Origin of the sequence: Albidovulum sediminicola (assembly GCF_025751575.1) — a bacterium.
GTDB classification, from domain to species: Bacteria; Pseudomonadota; Alphaproteobacteria; order Rhodobacterales; family Rhodobacteraceae; genus Albidovulum; species Albidovulum sediminicola.
The window spans coordinates 196,681-210,451 of record NZ_JAOWLA010000003.1 but is presented as its reverse complement, the minus strand read 5'-3'; the positions used below and the strand labels follow the sequence as shown (position 1 = coordinate 210,451).

Genomic DNA, 13,771 nt, shown 5'->3' with positions numbered 1-13,771 from the left:
CCCTTCTGCCGCGCCCTTCCGGTGCCGGTGGGCGGGCCGGCGCTTATGATCCTGGTCCTTCAACTCTGTCTCATCCCGGTTTCGGGCAGGGCGCTGGCGACCTCCCGGACCATCCGCCAAAGCGCTGCGCGATCGAGCGCCTCCGGCAGGTCTGCTGGCGCGCCATCGGCCCGGTGCATCCGGGACATTAGCCCCGGAGGCTCGGTCCCGTAAAGGACGGCATGATGCGTCAGCGCCACGAGGAAGGCGCCAAGATCGCCGATATGGATCTTGTCGAGCTTGCCCTCCGCCGTCCGGGCGAAGAAGTCCTCGCGGCTTGCGATGCCCGGAACCTCCCCGGCCTCGGCGGCGCGGGCGATCCGCGCCAGCACCTGTCCGGCGGGGATGAGATAGACCGGGGCACCGCCGGGATAGGCCGCGGCACCACGCATCACCTCGCCGATCCAGTGACGTGGCAGATCCCGGTCCAGCCGTTCCAGCCAGCCTTCGGAATCGCTGAGCCAATGCCAGGTTTCATACAGATAGACCCGCGTCGCGGGGTTACCCTGCCGCGCCAGCGCGGCCCAGAGCGCGAGGTAGGAGGCCGCGCCCTCTTCCTTGATCGAGGTGCGGATTTCGACCCGCTCGGTCAGGATGACCGCGTCGTAGTCGCCGCTCGCGAGGGCCTCCTTGGCGGGGCGGAAGCGGTCGTGATCGTTGTCCTCCGCATAGCCCTCGATGGGGATGTGATCCTCCCAATGGGCGCGCAGGGTCGTCCCGCGGCCGATCTGGCTTTCGTAGCGGTGGCCGGGTCCGGCAAGCTGGGCAAGCATGGCGGGCATGTCGTGGCCGACCAGGCTGTGTCCCAGGTGAAAGACCCGGAGCGGCCCGGCGGGCGGGGCAAGCGGGCGGGCGTAGAGGGCGCGGAACTCGGCCCAAGGCATGGGGCGGCGCGCGGGCGGCAAGGTCGGGTCGCGGCGCAAGCGCCGCCAGCCGACGATCCCGGCCGTTAGTGCCCCGGCGGCGACTAGTCCCAGCAAAATGAGGTTGCGGCGCATCCTCCCTCCACTCATGGCCGATGTGGCAGCGCGAAGGCTGCGATGACAAGCCCGCCGCAGCGGGCGGCGCGCCCGCTCAGCCGGTCGCCGGTGGCAAACGGACCGGCGGGAAGCGTGAAACGGGCGACAAGCGCGCCGTCCGCCGCGGCTTCGATGCTGAGCGCGTCAAACTCCAGGCCTGCGCGGGACAACGGGTACTGGCATTTGTAGGCGGCCTCTTTCGCAACGAAGATCAACCGCTCCGCACGCGCCGGGTCGGGCATGGTGGCGCACCAGGCGCGTTCCTCGGGCCGGCAGACCATCTCCGCCACGCCCGAGGGCAAGGGCTCGTCCGGTTCCGCGTCGATACCAATCGCGGCAATGACTTCGGCGCGCGCCACGGCCGCCAGCGCCAGCACATCGGTGTGGGTGATGGAACCGGCGACCCCCGCCGGCCAGCCCGGCGACCTGTCGGGCTGCATTGGGATCGCGACCGGGGGCAGGCCCAGTTCCGCGATGGCCCGCCGCGCGACCGCGCGGCCCGCCGCAAACTCTGCCCGGCGGCGTGGGACGGCGGCGCGCATTGCCTCAGCCTCGACGGGCCAAAGCTCAGCCTCCGAAGCGCCGATGCCCTCGGCGCAGACTGCCACCGGGCAGGGAAAAAGGCCCCGCACCCGGTCGGCGATCTCGGCCAGGGCGGCCACCGTCACCCCGCGCGCCCGGCCCGAAGCGCACGGCGCTTCGACATGGCGTCGGCACGCAGAGCGGCCCGGTCGTTCGCGGCCCCAGCGATATGCAGGCGCGGCTCGGCCGCCGGACGGTCATCCAGGTGGCGGGCCAGTGCCGACAGCGTCGGGAAGCGGAAGATGTCGGTGATTGACAGCTTCGCGCTGCCCAGCGCATCGCGGATCTCCCGATGCGCCTGCACTGCCAGAAGCGAGTGGCCGCCAAGGGCAAAGAAATTGTCCTCCGCGCCGACCTTGGGAAGGTTGAGGACCCGGCGCCAGATGGCGGCGATCGTCGCCTCGACCCCCTCGGCGGGGGCGACATGTGCCTCCGCCACGGGCGGGGCGGCCTCGGCCGGGGCGGGAAGCGCCTTGCGGTCCACCTTGCCGTTCGGCGTCAGCGGCATGTCGGCCAGCGGCACGATATGGGCGGGTACCATATGCGCGGGCAGCCGCGCCCTCAGATGGGCCCCCAGCGTCTCGGCCGAGAAACCCGCGCCGGTGGTGGCATAGGCGACCAGGCGCAGATCGCCCGGCACGTCTTCCCGCGCCAGAACGACGGCCTGACGGACGCCGGGGGCGGCTTCGGCTGCCGCCTCGATCTCCCCCAGCTCGATCCGATAGCCGCGGATCTTCACCTGGTGGTCGATGCGGCCGAGGAAGTCGAACATCCCGTCCGCGCGCTGGCGCACGAGGTCGCCGGTGCGGTACATCCGCCCGCCCGCGAAGGGATCGGGGCGGAAGCGGTCGTCGGTCAGATCGGGCTGCTTCCAGTAGCCGCGCGCCACGCCCGCGCCGCCGATCCAGAGTTCGCCCGCTACACCCAGCGGCACCGGGTCCGCCCGGTCGTCGAGGACGTAAAGCTGCGTGTTGGCGATGGGGGGGCCGACCGGAGAGACAGCGGCCCCTGCCTCCGCCTCGGCGACCGCGGACCAGATCGTGGTTTCGGTCGGGCCATACATGTTCAGCACCCGCGCCCCCGTCGCCTCCGCCAGGTCCGCGACAAGGGCGCCGGGCAGCGCCTCGCCCCCGATCATCAGTTCCTGAACCCCCGCCAGAGCGGCGCGCGACTCGGGGTTCATCGCCAGCATCCGCGCCATCGAGGGGGTGCATTGCAGATGCGTCACCCGGTGCCGCGCGATCTGGGCCGCGATGGAGAAATCCTCCTCCGCCTCGGTCACGCCCTCATTGGCGCGCCGCAGCACCTCAGCCAGGGGCACCAGCCCCTCCATCACGACGGGCACCGGAATGCCGTAGTCGATCAGGCAGGCGACCTCGCCCACCCCGATGCGCTTTAACTCCTCCACCCGCGCCAGGCAGTCCCCGAGCGTGCCGAACAGCCCCGAATCCTCGAAGTAGCGCTGGAAGGCGAAGTCGAGGACGCCCTCCATCTCCTCCTCGGTGAGCGAGCGCAGGTCGATCTCCATCGGGTTGGTCATGCCATGTGGTTTCTTGAAGGCCGGGAAAGCCCAGGCGTACTGCTTGATGAGCCCGGCGGCCGAGCGCAGGTAGTCCTTCATCGGTTCCCGCGCGGTTTCGCGCGCCGTCTCACGATCCGCGGCCACATAGGTGTGCAGCATCAGCGTCACGGTGTGATCGGCCGGATCGCGGCCCGCCTCCCTGAGCGCCTCGTGGTAAAGCTTGATCTTGCCACCGACTTCCTCGACCGACTGGCCCAGAAGGTGGGTCAGCACGTTCGCGCCCGCTGCGCCTGCCTCACGCCAGGTTTCCGGGTTGCCCGCGGTCGTAACCCAGATCGGCACCTCCTTTGAGACCGGGCGGGGCTGGGTCACGACGGCAAAGGGCTTGCCAGAAGCCGTCGGGAATTCCACCGCCTCGCCCCGCCACAGGCGGCGGATCTTGTCGATGGCGTCGAACATCGCGGGCTTGTTTGCGGGCGGCGTGTTTTCGGGGCGCAGCACGAAGTCGTCCGGCTGCCAGCCCGAGGCGATGGCAAGGCCCGCGCGCCCGTTCGTCAGGTTGTCGATGACGGCCCATTCCTCGGCGATCCGCGCGGGATGATGCAGCGGCGCGACGCAGGACCCCGCCCGGACCGAGAGGTTGCGCGTGACCGCGGCCACAGCCGCCCCGGTAACGGATGGGTTGGGATAGGGGCCGCCGAAGGCGTGGAAGTGGCGTTCCGGCGTCCAGACGGCGCAAAAGCCGTTCGCATCGGCGAACTTCGCGCCTTCCAGCAGCAGGTCGTATTTCGCGGGGCCAACACCGTCGTCATTGCCCCAGTAATAAAGGCTGAACTCCATCCCCCGCCCAGACGCGCCGGCACCGGAAACCAGCGCCCGGTCGGCGTCCCCCATGATCACCACGCGGAAGCCCCGCGCCAGCGTCCAGAACAGCTCCAGCACCGAGATGTCGAAGGACAGCGATGTGACGGCAAGCCAGGTGCCGGCCGGATCGTGGCGGACATGGGCGTCCATGCCGGTGAAGAAGTTCTGGACGTTGCGGTGCTCGATCATCACGCCCTTCGGCCGCCCGGTCGAGCCCGAGGTGTAGATCATGTAGGCGAGGTCCGCGCCCGTCACGCCGCTGTCGGGATTGCCCTCGGGCGCGGCGGCCAGACGCGGGTCGTCATCCAGCGTCAGGATCGCCGCCGCACTTTGCGGCAGGCTCCCCGTCAGGGCGGTTTCGGTCACGATCACCGGGCAGGCGGAATCCTCGACATAAAGCGCGATGCGCTCGGCCGGGTAGGCCGGGTCCAGCGGCACATAGGCGCCGCCCGCCTTCTGGATCGCCAGCGCCCCGATCATCAGAAGCGGCGAGCGGCGGGTGCAAAGCCCGACCAGCGTCCCCGGCCCCACGCCCATCTCACCAAGCACATGCGCAACGCGGTTGGCCCGGGCGTTCAGCGCCGCGTAGGTCAGCGTTTCGCCCTCATGGATCAGGGCCGTCGCCTCAGGCGTCCGCGCGGCCTGCGCCTCGAACGCCTGATGCACGCAGAGATCCGGATCGAAATCGGCCCCGGTGCGGTTCCATGCCTCAAGCAGCAGCGCGCGTTCGCTTTGAGGCATCGCGGGCAGGTCGGCCAGCGCCGGATCGCCATGCGCCGCGCCCAGTTGATCGGCCAGATGCGCGATCCGGTCGGCGAGGATCTGCGCTGTCGCGGCATCGAGCCGGGCCGCGTCGAAATGCAGCCCCGCCCCCTCGGCCGAGATCGCAAGGGTCAAGGCGCTGCCCGAAACCGGCGCGTCACCGCCAAGGTTCAGCGCGATGTCGGGGCAGGTCAGGCCGCCGATGGCGGGATCGCGCAGCGGCAGATCCGCAGCAAAGGCCGGGGCCTTCATGGCGGCGGCAAGGTCCGCCTGGAAGGATGCGAGGAACGCGCCGGCAGAAGCCTCCTCCCCCGCCCTCAGGGGCACCCAGTCGGAGACATAACCCGGCTCGCGCGGGGCAGTGGCGAGGTGGAAGGCCAGATCGACGGGCTCGCCCCCGCCATATGCGCGCGCGAAAAGCGCAAGCGCCACGGCCCCGCGGGCGGCGTCCCCTCCCGCGATCGCGCAGCCCATGCGATGCCAGTCGGGCGCCTCGGATGCGGGGCCCGCCAGCGGCAGGTCGGCGGAGCGGAGCGCGCCCAAACGCGCGCGCCACCGCCCCTCGCCCGGCGCCGCAGCAGAAATTGCGGCACCGATGCGTTCTGCCTCTTCTGTTCCGGGCGATCCCAGCGCCTTTCCGGCAAGGTCCAGCGACATCGGGCAGACCGCCTGCCCGTCCATGCCGCGCAAACCGCCGAGCAGGACCGCGCCTTGCCCGCAGGCGACGGTCAACCCTTCCGCCTCGGTAGCCAAAACCGTGCCGGCCGGCCCTTCGCCCGGAACGGGCTCGGCCGTGCCGACGGCCAGGACCCGACCATCCACCTCGATCTTCGGCAGCGCCAGCGGGTTCCAGTAGCCGCCATGATCAAGCGCGCGCACCAGCCGCGCGACATCCTCGCCGGAGCCTGAGAAATCGAGCCGCGCCGCCGCGCGCGGCCGGTCGGCACGCGCGTGCCAGCTCCGCTGCGACAGATCCTGCGGGTGCGGCTGAAGGGCGTCCGCGCCGATGTCCGCGACCAGAGCGCCGAAGCTGTCGATCGCGGCCTCGAAGCACTTCGCGTTCAGCGTCAGCGCGGTTTCGCCCGCCGCGATGTCGAAGTCGCGCGCTTGCAGGATCGCGCCTTCGTCGATCCCGCCCTCGATCCGGTGCCAGGCGACGCCGTGACGGCGCTCGCCCTCCAGAAGCGCCCAGACGGGGGCGTTCAGACCGGCGTGGCGCGGCAATGGCCCGTCGTGGAAGTTGACCGCGCCGCGCCCTGCCGCGGCGATCAGGGCCTCTGGCAGGATGTGGAGGTTCGCGACCGAGAAGAGCCAGTCATAGCCAACCCCGGCAAGGCGGTCGGCCACGCCCGCGTCCTGCGCCTCGACCCGCAGGCCGCGCGCGCCCGCCCATCGGGCCAGGTCCGCGTTGTGGGTGACCACCGCCGCGATCCGGTTTCCGGCGCCCAGCCAAAGCTCCGCGCATTGGATCAGAAGGGATTCATTGCCAACGAAAACAGCGGAATACGCGGTCATGTCTTACTCCCAGCTGGGGCGGTCGTGGCGGTTCCCCGCTCGGGGGCGACGGCGCGGCATCCGGTCCTGAGGCCGTGGGCCAGAAGGTCGCGCAGGAAATGGGGCGGGTTCTGCTGGGCGCATCTGCCGACCAGCCGGCGCAGCCCCAGCAGCAGGCCGCCCGCCGTCCGCGCGGCGGTGGCCGCGATGGCATAGGCGCGGCCGTGGTTCTTGGCGAAATAACGCCAGCGGCTGTCGAACCAATAAGCCGGGACCCGCGCCAGCGTCTTCATCCCGGTCGAGACGGAGCCGATATGGGTGACCTGCGCCGGCCGGACGTGATCGGTCGCATAGCCCGCGCGCGCGGCCCTGAGGCAAAGGTCGGTTTCCTCGAAATAAAGAAAATAGGCCTCGTCAAACAGGCCGATCCGGTCCAGCACCGATTGCCTGAGCATCATCGAGGCCCCGGAGACCCAATCCACGCGCGTCGTCTCGCTCGGCGTCGGCAGGGGCACGATCGCGCTGGCGAGCAGACGGGAAATCGGCCCGGTCTTGGCGGCGTCCTCGAACTCCGACCCGAGGGAGAAGAACCGGAAGGCGGAGGCATGCGGCACCCCGTCGGGACCGTGGACAAAGCTGCCCGCGATGCCGGTTTCGGGGTGGCGCTCCATGTGTTCGACAAGCGCCCGGATCGCGTCCGGCGCCGGGAAGGCGTCGGGGTTGAGCACATAGACATAGTCGGGCTTGCCGCCCTCCGGCAGGCCCGCGCGGATGCCGACGTTGTTGCCCGCGCCGTAGCCGCCATTGCGCCCGGACTGGATCACCCGCACCCGGTCCCAGCCGCGCTTCATGACGCCTTCGCGCAAGGTCGCCTCAGATCCATCGCCGGAATCGTTGTCGACGATGGTGATGGCGCCATCGATCCCCTTCATGGCGATGAGCGCCGCCTCGGCCGCGGCAAGCGCCATCTCGGCGGTGCGCCAGTTCACGATGACCACGAGGACGCTTGGCATCCGACTACTCCGCCGCGGCACGAAAGGGACGCTCGTCAGGCACAGCGCCGTCGAGCACCTCGCGCAGTTTGTGAACAAGGACCCGGACGTTTGGTTCCAGCACCATCGTGTCGTGGTCACCCGGCACCTCGATCACCGAAAGGTCAGAGGCAAAGCGGCCCAGGTCGTTGTCGTCGTAGACATAGGTCCGATCCCGGTCCACCCAGCGCCCACCGAACACCTTCCAGTGCTTGTCGATGGGCGGACGCAGAAGCACGGTCCGGCCCGATCGCGGTTTCAGCGTGAGCTTGCCGACCGCACGCAGGAACGCCTTTTCGACATTGGTCAGCAGCGCCTCGCGCGCGGCCTCGGGGCCCGCGGCGGCGCGCGCGCGTTCCTCGACCTTCCAGGCACGGCGGTCGCGGAACCACTCCAGCAAATAAGTCGGCCCGCCCGAGACAAACTGGTTCAGCTTGATCTTGAGCCGGTCGGCAATACCCGGCCAAGGACGAACCGGAAGCGGCGTATCAAGGAGTACCAGAAGCGCGACCTCCTCGCCCTCCGCCTCAAGCTGGCAGGCGATCTCCCAGGCCGTCAAACCACCGCCAGAGAAGCCGCCAAGGACATAGGGGCCATGGGGCTGGACCTGCCGGATCTCGGCCACGCAGTCGCGCGCGGCATCGACAAGGTCTTCATGCGGTGCGTCCTCGTCGTAAAGGCCCCGGCCCTGAAGGCCGTAGCATTTCCACTTGTCGCCCAGCATCTTCGCCATGCTGCGCAGGTTGAGGATATTGCCTGACATGCCGGCGACGACGAAGAACGGCGGGCGTGTCCCGCCCTCGTGCTGGTTCATCGGCACAAGATGGGTGAAGCGCCGCAGCGGCACCGCGGCGGGGGTGGCGCCGTCGGGCGCGTCCCGCGGGCCGACGCGCGCCTCGATCAGGGCCGCGCAGGCCGCGATCGTCGGGGCCTCGAACAGGATCGAGATCGGGAACTCCACCGCGAAGGTCTTGCGGATCATCGCGAAAAGCCGCACCGCGATCAGCGAATGGCCGCCAAGGTCGAAGAAGCTGTCCTCGACCCCGACCTGGCCGACGCCCAGAAGCTCCTGCCAGAAGCCGACCAGTGTGCGCTCGATCTCGTTGCGCGGCTCGACATAGGCGTTGTCAAGCTCGGGACGCTCGAAGGCCTGACCGCCGGCGCCCTCGGTTGCCTGCACCGTGTCGGCCTGGGCCACCAGCGTCGGCAGATCGATCGAGGACACAACGACCTGCGGCAGACCAAGGGCAAGGGCGCGGCCGAAGGCCTCGGCCCCACTTTCGGCGGGAATGCCCTGTGACAGGTTGTGGCGCAGACGTTCCTCGGCGGCGGAAACCGGATGCGCGGCCGCGCCCTCGGCCTCGGGGAATTCCACGTCCCGCGGGTTGACGGGGGCGGAAAGGTCCAGCCCGCGATCAAGCTTCATGATCGCGAAGCCCTTGATCTCGACGCAGACAATGCCGTCGGGGTCGAGGATCGACACATCGAAGCGCGCCACGGGCTTGTCCGCCCGGTTTTCGTCGGCGTTGCGGACCCAGCTGAAGATCCGATCGGGCAAGGGGCGAAAGACGGTGACAGAGGCATAGGACATCGGCACCCAGAGATGCGTCGGGCGATAGCCGTCGATCAGCCCCATCGCCCAGCCCGTCGCCAGGTCCATCAGGGCGGGGTGGATCAGGTGGCCCCGCGCCAGATCGCCGCGGAACGCCTCTGGCAGCGCCAGTTCCGCGACGCCTTCGCCCGTACCGTAGGCGCGGCGGTTAAGGACCCGCCAGCGCGGGCCAAAGGCGAGATGCTCCTCCTGAGGCGACCGCAGGCCCTGCCCGGTTTCCACGCCCCCGACACAGCGGGACAGAAGCGCGGGCAGATCCACCGGGTCCGGGAGCGCATTGTGCGGCACCAGCCGCGCCTCGGCGTTCAGCCGGAAACCGTGCCGCCCCTCGACCTCGACATCGCTGCGCACGGCAAAGGCATAGCCGTCGGCATCGCGCGCCAAGGTCACCTGCACCTCGCGCGGGGCATTGTCCTCAACGGTCAGCGGGCTGAGGAAATAGAGATCGCGGATCTCGAACGGTCCCGTTTCGCCCTGTGCCCGCAGCGCCTGGGCGGCAAGGTCCAGGTAACCCGTGCCCGGCAGCAGCGCCTGCCCCGACATGGTGCGGTGGCCGTCCAGGTACCAGCGCCCAACGTCCCAGGTCGCGCTGTAGATGCGGTTGCCCGCGTCATCGAAGCTGCGCGTGTCGAGCATGGGCGCGTCCACCGGCTCCACCGGCGCCGCGACGGGACCTGCCAGCGCCTCGGCCGCCATGCCCACGTCGGACCAGATCCCCCAGTTGATCGCGACGACCCGCGTCTTGCCGCCCGCGCGCGACCGGGCATAGGCGTTCAGGAACTCGTTCGCGGCCACGTAATCGACCTGCCCCGGCGGCGCGGTCACGGTCGAGGTCGAGGCAAAGACAACCATCATCCCCAGGCTTCCATCCGGGAAGACCTTGTCCAGCACCCGTGTGCCGTGGACCTTCGGCGCGAGGACATCCTCGGTGCTTTCCGGGGTCTTGGTGAGGATCGGCGCGTCATCGACGACGCCCGCCGCGTGGATCAGCACGTCGACCTTGCCGAAGGCACGCTCGACCTCGGCCCGCACGGCCTTCATGTCCTCGAGGTTGCAGACATCGCCGACAACGACCAAGGGGGTGGCCCCCAGCGCCTCCAGCCGCCGCAAGGCACGAATGCGGCGGGCGGCGCCATCCTGGGGCGGGACCGACCGCAGGTAGCCATCCCAGCTTTCGCGCGGCGGCAGCGCGGTTCGGGTCAGAAGCGCGACGCGCGCGCCGCGTTCGGCGACCAGCCGTTCGGCCAACGTCTGGCCGATGCCGCCAAATCCGCCGGTGATCAGGCAGGCCGCGCCCTGGGGCACCGGCGTCTCTGACGGTTCAAGCGGCACGGGGCGCCAGGTCAACTCGTAGCGTTTGCCATCCCGCAGCGCAGCCGTCAGGTTCGCGGGCTCGGCCAGAAGCTCCTCGATCACCCGGTCGGCCAGCCGATCCATCCCGGCTTCGCGCCCGGCGGCAGAGGACAGCGCCACGTCCAGCGCCGAACAAGTGACGCCCGGAAATTCCCGCGGGATCACCCGCAGCGGGCCGAAGACGGTGGCCTTTTCCGGATTGGCGAGCCTTTCGCCGCGCACCTGCTGGGTGCCGGTCGAAACGCAGGTCACATGCAGCGGGCTTGGCAGGGCGGCTTCCGCCATCGCCTGGGCGAGGGCTAGAAGGCTCTGGAACCCCTGCTCCTGGTTGCGCAGGAAGAAACTCGAACCCAGCCGGAAAGTTTCCCCTTCGGTCACCAGCCACAGGTGGGCGACGCGGTCAGGCTTGAACCCCTCGGCGCCCAGGACTTGGAACAGCCGGTCATAATCCACGCGCCCCCGCTCGGGCGAGATGCTGTAACTGTCCTCGCCCAGCTTGGCGAAGGAAAAGCCCTCCCGCACCTCGATCGCCCGGTGGCCCGCGCCCCGAAGCCGCGCGACGATCCGGTCGGAAAGCCCGGTCTCGTCGGCAAAGACCAGCCAGTCGTGGCGGGGGGCCTCCTGAAGCTGCTCGGCCTCCACCTCGCAATCGGCGGCGCGCGGACGCCAGTGCGGTTTCCAACCCCAGCCGGCGATATCCTCGATCCGCTCCGCCCAGCTATCCTCGGCCGCCGCCTCGGCGCGGCCGGGTTCGATGTAATAGGGCTGGCGCTGGAAGGGATAGGTGGGCAGCAGCACGCGGTTGCGCCGCGCCTCACCCCAGATCGGCGCCCAATCAACCGGGACGCCCAGCGCCCAGAGCCGGCCGAGCGTGGTCATGAACCAGATGTCGTCCGCGACTTCGTGGTCTGGATGGCGCAGCGACGACAGAACCTGGTTCGCCGGCACCCCGTTGGCCTGGATCAGCGAGGACAGCGCCCGGCCCGGGCCGACTTCCAGATACACCCGACCCGAACGCTCGGTCAGCGCGGTCGCGCAGTCGGCGAAAAGGACAGTATTGCGCAGGTGCCGGACCCAGTAGTCGGGGTTCGTCGCCTCTGCCGCCCTCAGGGTCTTGCCGCTCCGGTTTGAGATGATAGGCAGCCGGGGCGGCGAAAGCCGGATCGCGCGTAGGTAGTCGCCGAACCGCCTCAGGATCGGCTCCAGCATTCGCGAATGTGCGGCGATGTCGATCTGGATGCGCTGCGGCTCCACCTCGCGGGCGCGCAATGTGGCCTCCAACGCGTCCAGCGCGGCCTGCGGACCGGAGACGACACAAAGATCGGGCGCGTTGACAGAGGCCATGTCGAGCTCGGCACCCAGAAGCGGGGCAAGCGCGCTTTCGCTCATCGGCACCGAGAGCATGCCCCCCGGCGCGATGGTGTCGAAAAGCTGACCGCGCAGGTGCACAAGCCCGATGCAATCCTCAAACGAAATAACGCCCGCGAGGCAGGCGGCGGTGTTTTCGCCCATCGAATGGCCGACCAGCACCGCCGGTTCCACCCCCCAGCTGATCCAGAGCTGGGCGAGCGCGTATTCGGTGATCATGATCAGCGGCAGCTGGACGGAAGGGCGCTTCAACCGCTCCACCGCCTCGGCATGTGCCTGCGCCTCGGGCAGCCAGAGTGCGCGCAGGTCGTAGTCGAGCGACGGTTGCAGATGGTCCAGCCCCCGGTCCATCCACTCGCGGAAGACCGGCTCGGTTTCATAAAGATCGCGCGCCATGCCCGCGTATTGAGCCCCGCCACCGGGGAACATGAAGACGACCTCGGGCCGGTCGCCCAGATGGGTGTGCGTGAAAACGCGCCGCGTATCGGCGGTTTCCAGAAGGCTTGCGGCCTCTTCATGGCTTTCGGCCACGACCACCCGGCGCCGGTCGAAGGCGCGGCGTCCTTGCTTCAGCGTCCAGGCGATGTCGGCAAGCGGCTGTTCGGGATGGGCGCGCAGATGGGCGGCAAGGTTGCGGCTGGCATCCTCCAGCGCCGATTTGGAGCGCGCCGAAAGGATGAGCGGCTGGAACGGCCAGTCGCTCTCCTCCGACGCGGCGCGCACGGGCGCTTCCTCCAGCACCACATGAGCATTGGTGCCGCCCACGCCAAGGCTGTTGACCGCGGCCCGGCGCGGGGCGCCGAGCGCCGGAAACGCCGCTAGCCGGTCGTTGACGCGGAAGGGGGAGGTTTCGAAGTCGATCGCCGGGTTCGGCTTCTCATAGCCCAGCGACGGTGGCATCTGCCGGTGATGGAGCGACAGCGACGCCTTGATCAGGCTTGCCACGCCCGCCGCCGTGTCCAGGTGGCCAATATTGGTCTTCACCGAACCGATCCGGCAGTAACCCCGGTTGTCGGTGGTCTGCCGGAATGCCTGCGTCAGGGCCGCGACCTCGATCGGATCGCCCAGATAGGTGCCTGTGCCATGGCACTCCACATACCCGATGGTCCCCGCATCGACCCCGGCGACGGCATGCGCCTCGGCCATGGCGCGGGCCTGGCCATCGACCGAGGGCGCGAGGTAGCCCGCCTTATCCGATCCGTCGTTGTTGACCGCGCTGCCCTTGATCACCGCCCAGATATGGTCGCCATCGGCGATGGCGTCCCTGAGCCGCCGCAGCACCACGCAGCCCGCGCCCGATCCGAAAACCGTGCCCTGCGCCCGGTGATCGAAGGCGTGGCAATGCCCGTCCGGCGAAAGCACCTCGCCCTCGGCATAGAGATAGCCGCGCGCCTGCGGGATCTCGATCGTCACGCCGCCAGCAAGCGCCATGTCGCATTCCCCGTTCAAAAGCGCCTGCGAGGCGAGGTGAACGGCGACAAGCGAGGTCGAGCAGGCGGTCTGCACCGAAAGGCTCGGCCCCTTCAGGTCGAAGATATGGCTGACCCGCGTCGACAGGAAATCCTTGTCGTTGCCGGTATGGCGCAAGAGGAACATACCCGTGGATTTCACGAGGTCCGGGTTCGAGCAGATGTTGAAGTAGAAATAGCTGCCCATGCCGCAGCCGGCGTAGACGCCGATCGGACCCTCGAACCCGTCGGGCGTGTGGCCCGCGTTCTCCATCGCCTCCCACGCGGTTTCTAGGAATTGGCGATGCTGGGGGTCCATGATCGCCGCTTCCTTGGGCGACAGGCCAAAGAACTCCGCATCGAAGCGCTCGAACCCCTCCAGCGTCGCGGCGGCCGGAACATAGTTCGGCGCGCGCATCCGCGCCGGGCTTTCCCCGGCCGCCAGAAGCTCTTCCTCGCTGAGTTGGCGGATGGATTCGACCCCGTCGCGAAGGTTTTCCCAGTACGCCTCGATCGAGGCCGCACCCGGCAGATGCGCCGCCATTCCAACGATGGCGATGTCGTTTTCGCCGATCACGGGGTTATCTGACATGCTTGCCATTCACTCGTACGTCCCACTCCGGCCAAGTTTAGCATCGGGGCGGGGCGCTCCAACCCTTCGGGTCGGCGGCGGCGGC

At 69.3% G+C, this 13,771-nt stretch carries 5 protein-coding genes; all 5 read right to left on the bottom strand.

The annotated features are described in order from the left end of the window. Positions 1 to 59: 59 nt before the first annotated feature. From OE647_RS04795 to OE647_RS04775, 5 genes are read right to left on the bottom strand one after another with little or no spacing between them, the layout of a single operon-like run. Positions 60 to 1,037: a hypothetical protein gene (locus OE647_RS04795; protein ID WP_263720529.1), complete on the bottom strand. Its 978-nt coding sequence runs from the start codon at positions 1,035 to 1,037 to the stop codon at positions 60 to 62. A gap of 11 nt (positions 1,038 to 1,048) precedes the next feature. Continuing rightward, complete coding sequence (locus tag OE647_RS04790) at positions 1,049 to 1,726, bottom strand: 4'-phosphopantetheinyl transferase family protein (protein WP_263720528.1); 678 nt, start codon at positions 1,724 to 1,726, stop codon at positions 1,049 to 1,051. Then, positions 1,723 to 6,303: a MupA/Atu3671 family FMN-dependent luciferase-like monooxygenase gene (locus tag OE647_RS04785; RefSeq protein ID WP_263720527.1), complete on the bottom strand. Its 4,581-nt coding sequence runs from the start codon at positions 6,301 to 6,303 to the stop codon at positions 1,723 to 1,725. Before OE647_RS04785 ends, OE647_RS04790 begins: the two co-directional genes overlap by 4 nt. After that, on the bottom strand, positions 6,300 to 7,295 hold the full coding sequence (locus OE647_RS04780; protein ID WP_263720526.1) for a glycosyltransferase family 2 protein: 996 nt from the start codon (positions 7,293 to 7,295) through the stop codon (positions 6,300 to 6,302). Before OE647_RS04780 ends, OE647_RS04785 begins: the two co-directional genes overlap by 4 nt. Positions 7,296 to 7,299: 4 nt before the next feature. Next, positions 7,300 to 13,686 (bottom strand): type I polyketide synthase, encoded by a 6,387-nt coding sequence (locus tag OE647_RS04775; RefSeq protein ID WP_263720525.1) that lies wholly within the window; start codon positions 13,684 to 13,686, stop codon positions 7,300 to 7,302. Positions 13,687 to 13,771 lie beyond the last annotated feature (85 nt).

Coding starts and splice junctions, on each gene's coding strand:
- OE647_RS04775 (WP_263720525.1), bottom strand. CDS start 13,686: ATGTCAGATAACCCCGTGATCGGCGAAAACGACATCGCCATCGTTGGA.
- OE647_RS04780 (WP_263720526.1), bottom strand. CDS start 7,295: ATGCCAAGCGTCCTCGTGGTCATCGTGAACTGGCGCACCGCCGAGATG.
- OE647_RS04795 (WP_263720529.1), bottom strand. CDS start 1,037: ATGCGCCGCAACCTCATTTTGCTGGGACTAGTCGCCGCCGGGGCACTA.
- OE647_RS04785 (WP_263720527.1), bottom strand. CDS start 6,303: ATGACCGCGTATTCCGCTGTTTTCGTTGGCAATGAATCCCTTCTGATC.